The organism is Psychrobacillus sp. AK 1817 (genome assembly GCF_008807035.1).
GTDB lineage: Bacteria > Bacillota > Bacilli > Bacillales_A > Planococcaceae > Psychrobacillus > Psychrobacillus faecigallinarum.
In genome coordinates, this window is record NZ_CP031739.1 from 1,531,463 (window position 1) to 1,550,196 (window position 18,734).

An 18,734-nucleotide genomic window follows, 5' to 3' on the forward strand; every position below is an offset into this window, starting at 1 on the left:
AAAAAGATGATATGTCCAAATTGTAGTCATGATCAAGTGGTAGGGAATTATTGCTCAGGTTGTGGTAATTATTTGTTAAGACATCAAAGAGAGGCTGTCAAGGAATCGGTAATCGCTACAAGCATTCCCTCAGTCGCAGCAAAAGACCACTTAGCCTCTTTAAAGAATTATGCAAGGCAATATAGTAGCTACTTTATTCGCCAGTTAAAAAGCCCTTCGCATGCATTCAGCAAAGGGGAAGGTGACTACTCAAATGCAGTTGTCAGTATTCTATTATTTGTAGCTCTTTTTTGTATATCTATTTATTTATTTACAATCAATCAACATTGGAGTAATCCACCGAGCTTCCTATCGTCATTTACAGAAATGTATTTCGTCACCATTATTTTAGTAGTGATAGCGGTCCTTTCGATATTTTTTATTAATACTATTTTTGGACCGCAGCATTCTTTTAAGAGTATTATCAGCTTTTATGGTGGGCAGTTACCAATTTTATTAATAGGTGCAACGCTATCCCTTATCCTTATGTTTTTAAAATCATTTTCCTTTGGAAATGGGATTCTTACTATTTGTTTAATTTTGGCTATATTATTTATACCCCTTTATATCATTAGCGCTATATTGACGAGCAAACAAGAAAGCTTTGAACCATTGTATGGATTCCTTTTATATATTGTTCTTTTCTTTATGCTTATGCTAATGATTACTATGATGATTGGCAATCTGACCATTAATAGCTATGTACAAAATTTAACTTATTTGTTGAAGTAGCTGCATTGTTTATTCTTTTAAACGGTTGTTAAATTTTAAGTATGCAATATCAAACTAGCGAAAGGTTTTGCGTAACTGGAGCTAGACTAATATAAAAAAGAGAAACCCAAACGGATTTCTCTTTTTTTAATTCACCCAATAGGTGGATGAATGGGAATGGAATTAGAATCATCTGGACTAAAACTGTGACCAATTGGCGGATGAATTGGAATGGATGATACATCACTTGCTGCGCTAGATCCAATTGGTGGATGAATCGGTATCAGTGTAATCACTACACCTGCTAGTGTAGCCAAAAACAAAGCCTTTACTGATTTTTTCATGGTTTACACTCTCCTCTATCGATTAGTAAGCTGAACTACCTTTTCAAACTTTCCTTCTTGTCTATAGTAATCTGTCAAAATAACTAAAAATTGATGGTGGGCCTCTTTAAAATCCTCTACCCTTGCTGTATAAGGTACTAATTTTTCCTCTAAAAAAAGCATAGCCTTTTCCTTTTCGTTATCTAACAATAACAAGTAAAAGTTTGTGAACAAACGATAATGTAAGACTTTCTGTTTTTTCGTCTCCATTTTCAATAATGTAAAACTCTCCCGGCACTCATCCCATTGTTCCAAACGAAACTGGGTTTGTGCCAAATTATATAAACAGAGGAGATAATTTTCCGTATCTTTGGGGATATTCGCGGCACTTTTTTGAAAGTACTCCACAGCTTGCTTGTAATCTCCCATACGTTGATGGAGATCACCTATATTATGATAAATTTTTGGAAGCAAATGCTTTTGATTTAGCATCTCTATGCTTCTTAATAAATGATTATATGTTTCCAAAGCCTCATTAAAAATTTTGGCACGTGAATAGTTTAAAGCCAGTGACATTAGTGTATGAAGGATTCTCTTAAAATTGTATTGATTGCTATAAAATTGCAAAGCTTTTTTGCCATAAATAATGGCTAGGCTAGCTTCATCCACATGCCCCTTCACTACTGCAAGATGGTAATAAATTTCGCCTTCAAATGTTCCCATTTCTGCTTTATCTTGAATGATTCGCGTTAGCTGCCTGTCTGCCTCTTCATATCTCCCCCTTAACATTAAAATTAAAGCACCAAAGTATAAAAGTAAATACTTCTCATATTGGGAAAAATTTTGCCTTTGTGCATGGAGCCATTTTAACTGATAATCTGCTGCTTCTCTGTTATTTATTAATAAATAATAGCGTAATTTGTAAAGCTCATATAAATAGATAAAGTCCGTAAAAACGATTAATTCTCTATACCCTTCTAGTTGCTTATAAGCATTCTTTGCCTTTTCCTCTTCTAAATAGTGGATATGACTCAAAAACTCTTTTAATAATTCTAGAATATTCCATTCGTTAGCTTGAACGTCCTGTAAGTCGATGCTTAACCGTTCAAGCAACAAGCGGATTGTCTCCACATTTGCTTCCTTGCTATTGTTTTCTATTTTACTGAGATGAGGCACGGAACATATTCCCATGGCAAGACTATTTTGTGTTAACCCTCTTTTTGTACGATAAAATTTGAGCAAAGAGCCAATCCTCATGGTATCCCTCCTAATTATTGCAAAATATTATTTCCCAATAAACAAAATATTCAAAACATGGTAGTTTTATTATTGTACTACAAAACTAAAACGAAAAGGAGTTTTCACAGATGAGCAAAGTAAAAATGGCAATCGCAAGTCTCTTAATCGCAGGGTCACTAGCAGCACCAGTACAAGCTAGCTCTGTGGCAGAAACACCATCTTCTAGCGAGGACAGAAATTCTGGAATCGGCCAAGAAAAGTTTCGAGTTTATGTAGAAACGAACGACAAGTCATCCAAAGCATCTCTAGCAAGCCAATATGAAGTTAGATGGGAGCTTTCGGATAATGGATTTTCTACCGAAATGAACGAAAAGCAGTTCCAGGCTCTACAAAACAATAAAAATATTACTGTTACAAAGGTACCTGTTGTAACGCTAGATTTACCAGCAGAACAATCTATTAATGAAATAGCAGATAACGAGATTGCTGCTAGAGCATCCCAGCAAGTTCCTTGGGGTATTAAAGCTATTTATAATAATAGTAGTTTAACTACTACTTCTGGAGGAAGTGGTATCAATATTGCCGTACTGGACACTGGAGCAAATATAGCCCACCCTGATTTAGCTAATAGAGTAGAACAATGTAAAAACTTTACTGGGGCAACTACAGTCATCAATAATAGCTGTGCAGATGGTAATGGACATGGTACCCACGTTGCGGGAACAGCTCTTGCAGATGGAGGAAGTGACAAAGGTGGAGTATATGGGGTAGCACCTGCTGCTGACCTATGGGCATACAAAGTACTGAGCGATAGCGGTTCTGGTTATTCGGACGATATTGCTGCAGCAATCAGACACGCTGCAGATCAAGCTTCTTCTACAGGAACAAAAACAGTTATTAATATGTCTTTAGGATCTTCTGGAAATAATAGTTTAATATCAAATGCCGTTAACTACGCTTATGGTAAAGGTGTTTTAATCATCGCTGCAGCTGGTAACTCTGGGTACGCACAAGGAACAATCGGTTACCCAGGTGCTTTAGTCAATGCAGTAGCGGTAGCAGCTCTTGAAAATACACAAGAAAATGGAACTTATCGCGTAGCTAACTATTCTTCTCGCGGATATACTTCCACAGACGGTGACTATGTCATCCAACAAGGTGACATCGAAATCTCAGCTCCAGGCTCCGCTGTATACTCTACTTGGTATAACGGTGGGTACAACACAATTAGCGGAACCTCAATGGCAACACCACATGTCGCAGGATTAGCTGCAAAAATTTGGGCACAAAATCCTTCATGGTCTCATACTCAACTACGCTCAAACTTACAAAATAGAGCAAAAGCAGTAGACATTAAAGGCGGATACGGAGCAGCAACTGGAGACGACTACGCTTCTGGCTTTGGTTTTGCTCGCGTACAATAATAACTAAATAGAATTATTACAGGCTTGTATCAGGTGCCTGGCACCTGATACAAGCCTGTAATATTGGTGTTTAGTAGTTGATGATTTGGTCTCCGTTTTTGGTTTTGAGCATTAGACCGTATTCGTTTGTAACACCTTCAATTGATACAATAGATAATGGACCAGATAGTTTGCCATCCTTGCCTTTGTCTATTAGTTGCTCTCCGTTTCTTTTTGGATTGATCGGACCAAAGTCAATAGAGAAAGCATTTTTTTCTGTGGCAAAGACAGTTTTGTTTTGGCTGTTTGTATATTTCACCTTTGTACCATCTGTATCAACCACTATAATGGATGCCTGCTTGGAAATAGTAGCTTGATCTTGGGCTAGAACTGCCCCATTTAAATACTTTATTGGTGCTAACGTAAACGTAATCTTTTCGTTATCCAGGTCGTTATCCTTAGTTTTCCCTTCACTTACTTCTCCAATTGAGAATGGTCCTTCTATCACTCTTAAAGCTACTTCCCCCCATCCAACAAATGCTGGAATTGCTTTTCCGGCTGGTTGCTGAAGAATGGAGAAATCAGTTATCGAATTTGTTTCTACATTTGCAGTAAATGTCCAATTCCCCTTACTATCAGCCTTTACTTTCCCAATAGAAAGCCCATTATTTTGGAAAAAGAATAATTCGTAGTTTGGCTGTGCTGTGCCTTTTAACTCTATTTTGCTGGCGTTAATACGATAACCAGATGTTCCTGCTTTAACGTTAAACTTAGTATCCAGCTTGACTGGGGCTACAGAGACATTAGCGGAAATATTAAATAATGAACTGGATGTCAAATGATAGGTCCCGTTAATCACATCACCAATATCAAGCTCTGCTTTAAATGAATCTAAGGAAATATTCACTCCTTCATTTTGGAATATATCATTATAAAGCTTCCAGCTATATTTGACCCCTTCCGTAGACACAAAATAATTATTTTTAATGTCAATATACCTTATTTTTTTCTTGGTAATTGCAGCTTCCTTTGCAGGAGAATAAAGATTAAATACTCCTGAAATTTGAGATTCTACTACTTTATTTTTACTGATTTTATGAAAGGAAACGGTCTTATCCAAAGCTGGAGTGCTAGTATCCTTAGCGGTGAATACAATGCTGACAACCCCATTATTATCAGTAGTTGCATTTACTGACTTAGATCCTGCGGTGTTATTTGCCACTCCATTAACAGAAATCAATTTGAGACCAGCTGGCACATCAATCCGAATAGATTGGTTACTTGCGTTATTAAAAGCAGCAGTAAGCGCTAAAACATCAGTTGTCTCTTTGTGTTGGACAGTTTGGTCTCCAATAAAAATCGGTGAAATATTACCAGGAACAGTAAAACTGACTGAACTAGTTTTGTATTTAATCGTGTAAGGCGTGCCTGGAAGTTGAACGGAAGTTTTTAATGTAACGCTAAAACCATCGCCACTTAACGTAGCACTGCTAACGGTCATACCATTATTAGCTGTAAATTCAGCTGCCTTTACCGAAGATATAGACCGGTTCAATTTAATAAGAACAGTTGTGTTATCCACTCTAGAGACAGAAACAACTTGAATCGGTAAAATAGTTTGGATATTATTTATTCTAGCCTGGAGGCTGTTTTCCCATCTTAATGTTTCAGCATTTAAAATGGCCTGTGCCTCATTTATTTTTTTCGCGGCCTCTGTATGTCTGTTCTTCCTCATATCCTCTTCTGCACCCTTAGCTAGCATGTGAACCGTCACATCATTTTTTAACTCTGCAATTAGCTTTTCAGCCGGTCCTTTAACTGCACCTCTTATACGATCACGAGTCGACTGACCATAAACCCGATCTAACAGTATCGTCTGCTTTCGGAATTCTGCAGTCATTTCATGATAGGCTTTTTCCACCTGTTCTAAATTATTTGCCTGTACAGCTAAGGAAAGTGCATTTGTTTTGGCATGAATTTTAGTGCTTGCCGTAATAGCATCCAAATAACCTTGAGCTCGCTGAAGTTGAATTTTTGGCTCTATTAACATAGATTCATACTTCAATCTCTCTGAAAAGCTTTCCTTTGCAATTGCTGCCTCCGCATTTCCTATTGCTTGCTTAACATTATTAAATTGTTCCCATGGCTGAGTTATTCCATCTGCAGAGCCTTCTACAGAAATAGCCCATTTCAACACATTTCCTGCGTTTTGGGCATCAATCACTAGCTGTTTTATATTAATAGCAGCCTCCACTTGCAAAGTGGGTGACACAACAACAATGGCAGAAGCAGCAACCATTGCTGAAGCGGTCATCCTTTTCATTTTTTCCCTCATTGAATATTTCTCCCTTCCTTTCGTTTGTCGCTTAAGTTAATATATGTTACTCCCAAATAAACTTATGAAAATAATAGATATTCCATACTATTAGCCCATAAAGTTAACCGAACGATAAAGCCTTACTATGAAAGGAAGTCACCTAGACAAATAGATTTAAAATAAAAGAATTATTTTTCACTATCAAAAAACTCCACCAAAGCTCATAAGCTATAAGTGGAGTCTTTTACATTGAGTTTTAGGTAAATATAATTCTTCTGCTTTTTTAGGTAATAGTTTCTGACTTAATCAAACCTGTGTAAGATATTTAAAGAAATTTGTTAGGCTTCACGAGAAAGATATATTATTAACTTTTGTTGCCTATCTTTTTTCCAGTATATTAAGCTTAATTACTATTAGATTTTTACTCGTTTATTAAAAGATAACAATCCATTAAAAGTAATTAGTAAAAGCTCCATATCCAAAGTAAACTGTCAATAACGATAATACGGCAAATACAATACTTTCAACTATACTACCTGTTCTAGTCGTAATTGGTAATCGTACTGTTACCTTTAATGGAAAAAATAGTTTTACTCCGTTCTTTGTCGCCATGTCCAATATAAGATGGCTAGCTACTCCAACGGATATCCCCATCATAATTGCCTTATTCCAACTAAAATAATTCATCATAGCAGCTAATAGTAATATAAATAACAGACTGTGTGTGAAGGAGCGGTGTCCGAAAATCTTGTTAATAATTTTGGACAAGAAAGGGAAAGTTCTTCCTATCTTACTTCCACCGTGACAAATGTCCGGTAAAATAGCTCCTATTACACCCCCTACTACTAAAAGCACTGGGTCATAATCTGTTACCTGTGAAATAGCAAGACTTGCTGCAAGACCGCCAATGATGTGAGTGTTTCCTGTCATGCTAAATTATTCTCCTTTTTCTTATGTATGACAAAGCATGAATCATTCTACACTATTTGTTTTTATTTCTAAATAGGTGAAATCTCGCATCCTAGCAATCTGTTTAGGCATATCGTTCCGATTTTTTAAAAATAATCTTTCTCCCCTATAAAAAACAACCAATCTCTGCTCAGAAGATTGGTTATTTCATTTTATAATTTTATATGAATTGCTAGATTTTTAATTTGCACATAGTTTTGAACGGCTAAATGACTTTTTTCTCTTCCAATCCCACTCTTTTTATAGCCACCAAAAGGCATCTGCACACCACCAGCTGCTCCATATGTATTTACAAACACCTGACCTGCCTCCACACGGGCAGCCACATAATGAGCAACGTCAATATCCTTTGACCATACGCCCGCAACGAGACCATATTCCGTATCATTGGCAAGCCCAATCGCTTCTTCTATTGAATGAAAGCGGACAACACTTAAAACAGGACCGAAAATTTCTTCCTGTACATAATTATCATCATGACTAGACGCCTCAATGATTGTGGGGCTAATATAAAAGCCATTTTCAAAGGCACTTACTTGTATCGCTTTTCCACCAACTAACACCCTTCCACGCTTGGTCGCTACATCCAATATCTCCAAAATTCGAGTATATTGTTTCTGGTTAATGATTGGACCCACGTCTGCATTGCTTGAGGCTGGTCCTACCGTGAGTTCTCCAAACCTTATAACAAGCTGCTCTAACAGCTCATCTGCTATTGTATCCTGTACTAATAAGCGTGACCCAGCTGAACAAGTTTGTCCAGCATTCTGAGTAATGGAATTAACAATTGCAGGCAATGCACGTTCTAAATCAGCATCCTGAAACACAATATTAGGTGACTTTCCACCTAACTCTAGTGTGACAGGAACAACATTTTCTGCGGCAGCCTGCATCACTGAAATTCCAGTGGAAACAGAACCAGTAAAGGTAATCTGGTTTATTTTCTTATGGGAGCTTAACGCTACTCCAATTTCTGCACCATAGCCAGTCAGATGCTGGAAAACACCCTTTGGAAGCTTGTCATGAAACCATTTAGCTAAGAAATTTGTAGACAGTGGCGTATCCTCCGAGCTTTTTACAATTACTACATTTCCTGTCGCAAGTGCCGCACCCACGCTTCGAGCTGTAATTTGGATAGGATAATTCCAAGGGATAATATGTACGGTTACACCTATTGGCTCCACCACTGTGACATTTAACAAATTTTCTTCAATAGGAATGCTATCCCCAAATACTTTATCGGCAATTCCTCCATAAAACTCGAAATATCGGGCGGCTGCTTCTACATCCCCTCTAGCTTGAGGCAGTGGCTTCCCTACATCATTAGATTCGAGCACTGCTAGCTCCTCTGCATTCTCTCGAACATAGTTTGCCAATTCAACTAACAACTGTCCTCTTTCATAGGGCTTTATAGCTTTCCATTCTTTACTTTTCAATGCTTTGCTTGCTGCATTGACTGCCTGATCTGCATGGGCTGCATTACCTCGGACTATTTGAGCAATTACATCATTTGAAGCAGGATTCCGAACCTCAATCCATTCATCACCGCCAATCCATTCTCCACCAATTAGCATTTTGATGTTATCCATGATAATTACCTCCCTTAAATATTTCTTCCACCGTCTACATGAATGACGGAGCCTGTTATGATTTGAGCTCCATCGGATAATAAATGAACAACCGTCGCGGAAATATCAGATGGTTTAATCAATCTACCTAGAGGAACACTCTCTGCAAAAATATTTTTATTTAACACTACTTCCCCTTCTTGTGATGAAAATTGTCCAAGCATATTTGTATCAGATGGTCCTGGATGTAATACATTTACTCGTACATTATAAGGCGCCGTTTCTAAAGCAAGTGCTTTAGAGAATGCCTCAACTGCCCCCTTAGAAGCGACATAGCTTTGAAGACCTGGACGCGGTCTGGTTACAGAAACTGACCCTACATTTATAATGGACCCGTTTTTAGCAGCCTTCATATAGCGAACTGCTTCCTTACAAGTTAAAAAGATTGCCGTAGCATTTATATTTATTAGCTTATGCCATTCAGATAGTTCTACATCTACTATTGATTTTGCTGCTTGTGCAATACCAGCTATGTTGACCAAGCCATCAATTTTATTAAACTCCTCATATATCTCTTTAAAGACGTTTTGGATACTATCTTCATTTAACAAATCAATTTTCATTACTCGTAAGTTTGCATGTGTCACATCACTAAGGGGGTCCAGATTAATATCTAGTGCTACTACGATTGCTCCTTCTTCAAGCAAATCTCGCACTACTGCATTCCCCATTCCACCGCCTGCACCTGTAACTACGATTATTTTATGTTCTACTACGCCCATGCTCTATCCCTCCTATGCATAATTTATAATATGTTTCATAATTTCCTCTGCAAATTCAGTCGTGTTGGCACTACCTCCTAAGTCGGGGGTCCGGACCTTACCCTCGACTAACGTGTCTTCTATTCCATCCACGATTACTTTTGCCAAATCAGGATATCCTAAATGCTCTAACATCAATGAAGTACTCCAAATCTGAGCAATCGGATTGGCAATGCCCTTCCCAGCAATATCTGGAGCAGAGCCATGAATTGCCTCAAACATCGATGGATACTTCTTCTCTGGATTGATGTTCCCTGACGGTGTGATACCTAGTCCGCCTGAAATAGCAGCACCTAAATCCGTTAAAATATCCCCAAATAAATTGCTGCCAACAACAACATCAAAGATTTCAGGCTTAGTAACGAAGAATGCTACAAGTGCATCTATATGATAAAATTTTGATTCAATCTCTGGGTACCCTTCTCCTATCTCTTTTGCGACTTCATCCCAAAACGGCATGGAGTAATTGATTGCATTTGATTTCGTAGCTACGGATAAATGCTTGGAGCCTTTTTTCTGCGCAAGATCATATGCGTATTTAATCACTCGCTCGCTACCCATGCGGGTAAATACGCTATTTTGAACAACTACTTCATGAGGTGTTCCAGTGTGAAGACGACCACCACTATTTGAATACTCTCCTTCAGTGTTTTCTCGAACAACCACAAAGTCTATATCATCAACACCTTTACCTGCCAAAGGACTCTGAATTCCTTTTAATAGCTTTATTGGGCGCAAATTAATATACTGTTGAAACTTCCTCCTAATTGGTAAGATTAACTCCCATACTGATATGTGATCCGGTACTTTAGGATCTCCAACCGCTCCAAATAAAATAGCCTCATAGTCTTCTAGAATAGAAAGACCATTTTCTGGCATCATTCTACCGTGTTTTAAATAATAATCACAATTCCATTTATATGGGGTAATATCAAATGTGATACCACCATGCAAATCACTAGCAAGCTTAAGAACTTTTTGCGCTTCAACAATAACCTCTGGACCGATACCATCCCCAGGAATACAAGCAATTTTATGTATCATATATTCACTTCTTCCTCTTATTTTCTAATAAATTATTATCATATTAACATTCATAGATTAATATGGTAAAGTTATTTGACGAACTCTTTTAAATTATCAAATAATTTAATTTGCCATAAATTAAAACAGTTAAAAATGGTTGTGTATATAATAAATTAATATATAATCAGTTTTATGATATGACACAAGCATATAAATTAGGAGGAAAGTAATGAAAACACTTAAATCCATTAGCGACGTTGCGGGAAAGTATTTTGCATTCATCGTTATCCTGTTTTCGATATTAGCTTTTATAATACCAAGTGCCTTTACCATGTTTTCTTCTTACATAACGATTTTACTTGGAATAGTTATGTTTGGAATGGGACTTACCTTAAAAGCTTCAGATTTTAAACTAGTGTTTACTAATCCTATTCCAGTCCTCATTGGAGTGGTTGCTCAATTTTCCATCATGCCTACAATTGCTTTTGTTATTGCTTACCTTTTACAGCTTTCTCCCGATTTGGCAGCAGGGTTAGTATTACTCGGTAGTGTCCCTGGAGGTACATCCTCTAATGTCATGGTTTTCTTAGCAAAGGGAAATGTGCCATTATCTATAACAATGACAAGCGTCTCTACCATACTGGCACCTGTTATGACCCCTTTACTTTTACTGATTTTTGCAGGTCAATGGCTTCCAGTCGATCCGATGTCTATGTTTATGTCCATTGTACAGGTCATAATTGTCCCAATTATTTTAGGATTGATTATTAGTAAATTTTTGCCTTCCGTAACTGAAAAAAGTATCCCAATACTACCTCTAGTATCGATTGTTGCTATTACAATTATCATTTCAGCAATTGTCGCAGGAAACAAAGAAAATATCGCAACAGCTGGATTATTAGTCTTCGTTGCTGTTTTAATGCATAATGCCTTTGGTTTACTCCTAGGATACATTGCTGCAAAATTATTTAAATTATCCAAGCAGGACCAACGTGCTATTGCTATAGAAGTTGGAATGCAAAACTCAGGCCTTGGAGTATCATTGGCTAATAGTTACTTCTCGCCTTTAGCGGCTTTACCAAGCGCTTTTGCCTCAGCCTGGCAAGTTATTACTGGCACCTTCCTAGCATCCTATTGGGCTAAGCATAATATCAAAGAAGATGAAAACACTGCTACATCTGCAAAAGTAAAACATATATAAAAAGAAGGCTCGCCGCTAGCTATTAATTAACTTAACGATTAAGGGATTGTCGTAAAGTACCGTGGGATTGTAGTAAATCAGCCACCGATTGTCGTAAACTAGGCTCGGATTGTAGTAAAGCAGCCCGGAGTTGTCTCAACTGAAAGGGATTGTCGTAAAGTACCGCGGGATTGTAGTAAATCAGCCACCGATTGTCGTAAACTAGGCTCGGATTGTAGTAAAGCAGCCCGGAGTTGTCCCAACAAGAAGGCATTGTCGTAAAGTACAGTGGGATTGTAGTAATCCGGCTACTGATTGTAGTAAATCAGCCACCGATTGTCGTAAAATAGGCTCGGATTGTAGTAAAGCAGCCAGCCAGGAGTTGTCCCAATTGGAAGGCATTGTCGTAAAGCAGCCCAGAACTTTTGAATAAAATACAAACGAACACCAAATCATCACATGTAAAGCCCTATGACAAACTTAATTGTCATAGGGCTTTTCTATTTTATATGACGCTTGGGCGTAAATCTGCCGGTAAAGGATTTTTGTACCCATCTCCTACCTGCTTCAACAATTCTTTCTTCGCTTCATCAATGAGCTGTGGAATATCAAATAGTTCCACTGCACTTGCTGCTATTACTTTACCTGCATTGAGGAGACCTTTATGTGCCAAAGTGGTTTTCCCTTGTGAAACAAGCTGCCATGTATGCAACGGTGTTCCTGCTACAAAACAAGTCGTGAAAAATTGAGCGGTTGGAACGATCCAACTGACATCGCCAACATCCGTAGAACCTTGCATAACCTCACGATTTTTCACATAAGGAATGATTTCAGTGAAAAATGGTGATTCCTCAGAATAAAATCCTTCCGATACTGTGTATGCCGAAAGCTTTTCTGCATCAATCATTGCAGCCTCCACTTCCTCGGCAGTAATCGTTGCAGCCATCGCCTTAGCATATGCCATCTCTTCTTCATTATAAGTAGGCAAGCCAAAGTACTGTAGCTTTTCATTTACTACAACATTCAACGCATGGTTAGGGATATAGTTAGAGCAAGCTTTATCAAATTTCACGGTCATCTTGGTGCCTGTCATTAATGCAGCTCCCTCGGCAATTTTAACAACACGCTGGTAGATGGATTCCACATCTTTTAAATGAGGGGCACGGATTAAATACAATACCTCCGCATCTGATTGCACAACATTTGGTGATGCTCCCCCTGAATTGGTTATCGCATAATGAACCTTTGCCTCTGAGATAATATGCTCTCTTAAATAGTTAACCCCGACATTCATAAGCTCCACCGCATCTAAAGCACTTCTGCCAAGGTGAGGTGAGTTTGCTGCGTGGGCTGCCTTCCCTTCAAACGAGAAATATACCTGATAGTTTGCAAGAGATGAAAAAGAAAATATTCCTGAATATGAATTTGGATGCCATGTAAGAGCGGCATCAATTCCTTCAAACACTCCATCACGAACCATATATGTCTTACCTGATCCGCCTTCTTCTCCAGGGCATCCAAAGTATTTAATCGTTCCCTTCACTCTGCCTTCTTTTATTAAATCCTTTAAAGCAAGGGCTGCGGCAATGCCTGCAGTTCCCAATAAATTATGCCCACAGCCATGGCCATTGCCGTTTTCAATGAGTGGCTCTCTTACTGGCGAACCTGCTCTTTGGCTAAGACCAGACAACGCATCAAATTCACCTAATACGCCGATGACCGGTCCACCGTCACCATAGGTAGCAGTAAATGCTGTCTCAATGTCACCTACTCCACGCTCTACCTTAAAGCCCTTTCTCTCTAGAAAATTACTCAATATCTTAAACGATTCATATTCTTGAAAGCGTGTTTCAGGAATATCCCAAATGCGATCACTCAATTGAATAACTTCTTCTTGATATGACTCTATTAAACTAGCAATTTGATCTTCTATGTTAATCATTAGCGCCCCTTCTTTCATTTTGATAAATTTGTTCGATTGTAGCTAACCAAGTATGCAATGCAATGGGTAGCACCGCTTCGTCGATATCAAATTTTTCATGATGATGGCCAGCTGCTAGTGTAGTACCAAAAATGGAATAAGTGGACAGACCGCCATTTTGTTGGACACGCTCCATCATGAATGTCGCATCCTCAGAGCCAGCTGCAAAATCAGCAATTGGAATTGTTTGATTTACATCTGACACATCTTTGGCTGCCTTTATCACAAGTTCTGCCAATTCTCTTGAAGACGAACAGGTTCTTGCGGCTCCAACAATTTCATAGGAAAGGTTTGCACCGTGCATTTGGGCTGCTCCTTCTAATACAGAAATAGCCTGGTCATGAACATATGTATGCACCTCGCTATTCTCACCACGAGTTTCTAGCTTCAATGTGGCATGAGAGGGAATAATATTTCGGCCATCCCCTGCCACACAAGTTCCTACATTAATCCGAGAGGCTCCTCCGCTATGTCGTGAAATAGAATGAAGACCAAGAATCGCAGACGCTGCTGCCAATAATGCATTTGTTCCCTTTTCAGGTTCTGCTCCAGCGTGTGCAGCCTTCCCAGTAAATTTTGCATCTATTTTGGAAGTAGCTAAAAACCCATTTGATCCCCCAATAACTGTTCCTAAAGGGGCACCGGTGCCAACATGCATACTTAGGAAATAATCGACATCATCCACAACACCTGCATCTACCATCGATTTTGCTCCACGAACCCCTTCTTCTGCTGGCTGGAATATAATTTTAATGGTACCTTCTATCTTTTCTTTATTTTGCGATAGTACGGTTGCCAGTCCTAAGCCTAACGAGCTGTGGGCATCATGACCACAAGCATGCATCCTTCCAGCATGAGTAGAGCTAAACCCGTTTAACTCAGGAGCATGACCTGCTTCTTTTGATTCCAAAATGTCTAAAGCATCCATATCAAAACGGAAGGCAATCGTTGGTCCTGTTTTAGTTCCTTCTATCGTACCTACTACTCCAGTATAGCCACCGACCATTTTGTCTATAAATCCAATATTTCCGCCATTCGTTCTAGCACTTTCATAAACCTTCGTCAAAATTTCCTCTGAAGGGACACCCATGCGTTCCTCCGAAACCACTTCTTTTCCAACCTGCACTTGAAAGCCTAAACTCTGCAGTTCATAGGCGATAATTGAGGCTGTACGAAACTCCGTCCAGCCTACCTCCGGATACTTATGAAAATCTCTTCTCCATGCAATCATTTGCTTCAATGAATTAGAAGGGATTGTAAATAAATTCAATACGTTCACTCCTCATTCATTTATTTATAAATATAAAGACACTCCTGGTCCAATCGGAATTCCGAAAAATGCAAAAACTAACATTAGAGCTATCCATACGATTAAGAAGATGATCGTATATGGAATCATTAACGACATAAGCGTACCAATACCTGCTTTCTTATCATAAATATGCATAAACGATAAGATAATCGCAAAATAAGGATTTAGGGGAGTCACCATGTTCGTCGAGGATTCCCCGATACGGTAAGCAAGCTGGATAAACGCTGGATGATACCCTAATAGCATAAAGATTGGGATAAACACTGGACCAACTAGTGCCCATAATGCCGAACCACTGATGATAAATAAACTTAGAAATGCAACCAAAATAACAAATAATACAATGACAAAAATATTCGTCATATTGAGTGCACTCAAAATATCCGCACAATTGACGGCTAACCAAATGGCTATATTAGACCAGTTAAAATAGGCAACAAATTGAGCAATCATAAAGATTAACACTATGTAACCAGACAAACTACCAATAGCCTCTGTCATAATTTTAGGTACATCAGCTGTGGATTGTATTTTTTTAATAGAAACGCCATATACAATACCAACAGTTACAAAGAACAAGAATAATATTGGAACAATTCCTGACAAAAATGGAGAGCGTAAAAGAGTGCCATCCTCATTTAAAAGTGGTGAATTAGGAATTAGCATACCAATAACTACAATGGCAATAAAAATAATGGCAGCAATTAGCGTATTACGTAAGCCCTTCTTTTCCAGAGGACTAATTTCTTTTGTAAACGCTTGTTGCTCCCCTGTATAAGTACCAAGGCGCGGTTCAACATATTTTTCAGTAATAATCGTGCCTACAGCTGCGAGTAAAAACGTAGAGGCACTCATAAAAAACCAATTATCTAAAGGTGTTACTATTACGTCGGGATTTATTCCCTTAGCAATTTCTGTGGAAATGCCGGAAAGTAATGCATCCGTACCAGCAATAAGTACATTTGCTGTAAAACCAATGCCGGTACTCGCTACCCCTACAGCTAAACCAGCAAGAGGATGTCTTCCGACCGATAAGAAAACTAAGGCAGCCAATGGCGGAATTACTACGAAAGCAGCATCTGAAGCAATATTTCCTAAAATACCAATGAAGAATACAGCAAAGGTAATAATTTTTTTAGGTGTGTTAACAATTGCACGCTTCATAAGCATTTCTAACAAGCCTACTTTTTCAGCTAATCCAATTCCCAACATGATCGTCAGTACTAGACCAAGTGGAGCAAAACTAGTAAAATTTGTAAGAGTATTAGCTAGAATAAACTGCAGACCTTCCCCTGACAAAATACTCTTAACTACAACCGTTTCCTGAGTATTCGGATGGATGACCTCTGCTTGGAAGAAATTTAAAATCCAAGAAACTATCGTTAATGCAAGAGTTAGATAGAAAAAAAGAATAAATGGGTCTGGTAACTTGTTACCTATCCTTTCAATCAAAGATAGAAACTTGGAAAACTTGCCGTTCTCATTCACCTCTACACTGTTAGTTGTAATAATAATCACCCCTTCTGTTATTAAAAGACACTTTTTGCACCTGTCTTTAAACAATAGGGTAAACTATAATAAAACAAAATTCAACAAATTTTTAGAAAAAGGAGAACATTAAAACAATGGCTCGTATATTAATTTTTACGACTGAAAACTCACTGGGATGGGTCAAGAAGGTAGAATTTCTTCCGACTGATCCTTGTGAATATATTTTTAGGGTATATGAATCTCTTGAACATTTAAAAGAGATATTTTTAAAGCAAATTACCTTAGTCGACGGTATTTTATTTAGTGGTCAAATCCCACATTTTTTTGTGAAAGAGCACTTCCCTCAAGTTGACATCCCTATGTTGCATTTTGATGTCACTCCAAATGATTTCTATCGCACATTGACGGAGTATATGTATACTAACAAAGACTTTCAAATGAAAAGATGTTTGATTGATTTTTTATATGATGAGAACGATTATTTAGGGGTAAAGGAATGGACAACCGAGGAGGACTTTCCATATATCTTTGGAGCTACTATGCAATCTTATGCTGATCAGCAAGTGTACGAAAAAATGTCAGAATATCACATAAAGCTATGGCAGGAAAATAAAGTAGATGTATGTATGACTAGACTAAGCCGACTACCTGACATGTTAAAGCCTTACGGAGTTAACCTTATACTAGTTGTTCCATCAGAAAGAAGTATGATTATCCAGATTGAGGCATTACTAAAAGAAATTCAACTTCTACAACTAATCGAAAATCAAGTAGTCATTGCCCATTTGGAGTTTACCATCAGCCGCGATAATATCCGAGATTTAGAATACCGCCAAATGTCACTTTATAAGGCGATATTAGATTTCAGCAGAAAGAATAATATGAAGTTTATCATTCATCAAAGCGCTCTATATTATGAAATTATTACAAACTTTAGCGATTTCAAAATTATTACCGGGGAAATGAAACAATGTCAGCTAGTTACTTTTCTAACAACCGAACTACCCTTTGCAGTTAAAATTGGTTGGGGAATTGGTCATTCCATACAGGTTGCTCAGTTAAACGCAGAAAAGGCATCTCATCTTTGTACAGCAACCGAAACACAATCTTACATATTAACAAAGGAAGCTCATTTGATAGGACCTTTAGGTAACGAGGAGCAGATTCTTGTAGACACAAAATACGATTCCAAAATAGAACTATTAAGCGCAAAATTACACACCTCGTCGCTACAAATAAAAAAAATAATAGCCGTGATGGACAAATTGCAAACTAACATCCTTGCGGCAGAGGATTTAAGCATTCATTTAGGTATTACCGAAAGAGCTGCCAACAGAGTTTTAAAAAAATTAGAGGAGAGTGGGGCTGCAATTGTTACAACTCAACAGCAAAAGAAGCTGAGAGGGAGACCTAAAAAAGTTTATCAGATCCAGTTGGAAGATATTTAAAGACTGTTTGATCTTAAGATGCGTGTTCCGTCTATGCAATTTTTAAAGCGTGATTAATTATTTCTGCTTTTTAATTTGAAGCTCATACAGCTTTCTAAGTGCTTATTTTATCGCTTAATAAAGAAAATAAGTTATTAATATTAGCTGAGAATGCTTCAACATGCTAATACAACTTTCCTATTTTACCTAAAGGGACAAGGCATCGCAGCAAGACTTTAAAACTATCCTCTATACTTAAGAAAAACAGCTGAAAAACTCAGCTGTTTTCTATATTTTAATATATGGATTTAAAAGCTTTTTGTACATAATAGGTTCTCCGCTTTGTTGAAATGGATAAAAGCCAAGATTTTTAAAATAAACAGGTAAATCGCTAGTATTATCCTTACCTATTTCATCTTCACAGGTGGTAAGTAAGATCATTTCAACATTTAATAAAACAAGCTGCTCCTCAATCTTCTTATAAAAAACTTGACCAACCCCCTTGCCACTCCAGCTAGCATCAATTTTTAAAGAATGAAAAATCGCAATAAGTCCAGAGAGTTTATTAATATCGCATAACCTGTCTAAGTTTCGGAGAGAATAGGATAAACTTTTAGATAAACAATCTGCTTCACCACAAACTTCTATATAAGAACTCTTTTGCGTATTAAATAAATGTAAGCAAGCCTCTCCGACTTGAATTGGTTCTTCTGTTCCATCCTCATATACAATTCCCTGCGCAAGAACATTAATGAGAGAAGTACCTTCCTCCATATTAAGCTGATAATCTATGTACACATTAGCTATATCCATCATTTTCTCCCCTTAGTATTGTGAATAGTTCTTATTTTCTATCTTTATTTATCATAATAGATATTTAGACTTAAAAGTATAGTTATTTTTGACAATAATATGAACTTCAAATTT

15 protein-coding genes are annotated in these 18,734 nt (G+C 37.7%); 4 read left to right on the forward strand and 11 right to left on the reverse strand.

The genetic code is table 11. The features are described from left to right. The first annotated feature begins 6 nt into the window (after positions 1-6). The gene (locus D0S48_RS07745) at positions 7-771 is read left to right on the forward strand and encodes a Yip1 family protein (protein ID WP_151111059.1); all 765 of its coding nucleotides are present in this window, start codon (positions 7-9) and stop codon (positions 769-771) included. A gap of 131 nt (positions 772-902) precedes the next feature. On the opposite strand, the gene D0S48_RS07750 is transcribed toward D0S48_RS07745, so the two are convergent. Then, the gene (locus D0S48_RS07750) at positions 903-1,094 is read right to left on the reverse strand and encodes a hypothetical protein (protein ID WP_151111061.1); all 192 of its coding nucleotides are present in this window, start codon (positions 1,092-1,094) and stop codon (positions 903-905) included. 15 nt (positions 1,095-1,109) lie between these two features. Beyond that, entirely contained in the window at positions 1,110-2,330 is a 1,221-nt protein-coding gene (locus D0S48_RS07755) for a helix-turn-helix domain-containing protein (protein WP_151111063.1), read from the reverse strand. Positions 2,331-2,440: 110 nt separating this feature from the next. Here D0S48_RS07755 and D0S48_RS07760 point away from each other — a divergent pair, with 110 nt between their 5' ends. Further along, positions 2,441-3,736 carry a S8 family serine peptidase gene (locus D0S48_RS07760; RefSeq protein WP_151111065.1) on the forward strand — a complete coding sequence of 432 codons (1,296 nt, stop codon included), beginning with the start codon at positions 2,441-2,443 and terminating at the stop codon, positions 3,734-3,736. A gap of 70 nt (positions 3,737-3,806) precedes the next feature. Here D0S48_RS07760 and D0S48_RS07765 read toward each other — a convergent pair whose 3' ends face one another. The 5 genes from D0S48_RS07765 to D0S48_RS07785 all read right to left on the reverse strand — a co-directional run bounded on the left by D0S48_RS07765 (position 3,807) and on the right by D0S48_RS07785 (position 10,434). Beyond that, entirely contained in the window at positions 3,807-6,050 is a 2,244-nt protein-coding gene (locus D0S48_RS07765; protein ID WP_151111067.1) for a hypothetical protein, read from the reverse strand. Positions 6,051-6,482: 432 nt separating this feature from the next. After that, a complete protein-coding gene (locus D0S48_RS07770) occupies positions 6,483-6,962 on the reverse strand; it encodes a metal-dependent hydrolase (protein WP_151111069.1) in 480 nt (159 codons plus the stop codon). A 191-nt stretch (positions 6,963-7,153) separates the two neighbouring features. Next, the gene (locus tag D0S48_RS07775; protein ID WP_151111071.1) at positions 7,154-8,590 is read right to left on the reverse strand and encodes an aldehyde dehydrogenase family protein; all 1,437 of its coding nucleotides are present in this window, start codon (positions 8,588-8,590) and stop codon (positions 7,154-7,156) included. Positions 8,591-8,604: 14 nt separating this feature from the next. Next, a complete protein-coding gene (locus tag D0S48_RS07780; RefSeq protein ID WP_151111073.1) occupies positions 8,605-9,351 on the reverse strand; it encodes an SDR family NAD(P)-dependent oxidoreductase in 747 nt (248 codons plus the stop codon). Between the two features lie 12 nt (positions 9,352-9,363). Then, the gene (locus D0S48_RS07785; RefSeq protein WP_151111075.1) at positions 9,364-10,434 is read right to left on the reverse strand and encodes a tartrate dehydrogenase; all 1,071 of its coding nucleotides are present in this window, start codon (positions 10,432-10,434) and stop codon (positions 9,364-9,366) included. 211 nt (positions 10,435-10,645) lie between these two features. Here D0S48_RS07785 and D0S48_RS07790 point away from each other — a divergent pair, with 211 nt between their 5' ends. Then, positions 10,646-11,617, forward strand: coding sequence for a bile acid:sodium symporter family protein (locus D0S48_RS07790; RefSeq protein ID WP_151111077.1), 972 nt, complete (start codon positions 10,646-10,648; stop codon positions 11,615-11,617). Positions 11,618-12,101: 484 nt separating this feature from the next. Here D0S48_RS07790 and D0S48_RS07795 read toward each other — a convergent pair whose 3' ends face one another. From D0S48_RS07795 to D0S48_RS07805, 3 genes are read right to left on the reverse strand one after another with little or no spacing between them, the layout of a single operon-like run. Next, complete coding sequence (locus D0S48_RS07795) at positions 12,102-13,538, reverse strand: M20 family metallopeptidase (RefSeq protein WP_151111079.1); 1,437 nt, start codon at positions 13,536-13,538, stop codon at positions 12,102-12,104. Further along, complete coding sequence (locus tag D0S48_RS07800; RefSeq protein WP_305076195.1) at positions 13,531-14,847, reverse strand: amidohydrolase; 1,317 nt, start codon at positions 14,845-14,847, stop codon at positions 13,531-13,533. The genes D0S48_RS07795 and D0S48_RS07800 overlap by 8 nt, the downstream gene beginning before the upstream one ends. Before the next feature lie 24 nt (positions 14,848-14,871). Then, positions 14,872-16,407 carry an AbgT family transporter gene (locus D0S48_RS07805; RefSeq protein ID WP_225321714.1) on the reverse strand — a complete coding sequence of 512 codons (1,536 nt, stop codon included), beginning with the start codon at positions 16,405-16,407 and terminating at the stop codon, positions 14,872-14,874. Between the two features lie 107 nt (positions 16,408-16,514). Between D0S48_RS07805 and D0S48_RS07810 the strand changes: the two genes are divergently transcribed. Next, positions 16,515-17,828, forward strand: coding sequence for a helix-turn-helix domain-containing protein (locus tag D0S48_RS07810; protein ID WP_151111081.1), 1,314 nt, complete (start codon positions 16,515-16,517; stop codon positions 17,826-17,828). A 267-nt stretch (positions 17,829-18,095) separates the two neighbouring features. On the opposite strand, the gene D0S48_RS07815 is transcribed toward D0S48_RS07810, so the two are convergent. Next, positions 18,096-18,620, reverse strand: coding sequence for a hypothetical protein (locus tag D0S48_RS07815; protein ID WP_151111083.1), 525 nt, complete (start codon positions 18,618-18,620; stop codon positions 18,096-18,098). Positions 18,621-18,734: the final 114 nt, after the last annotated feature.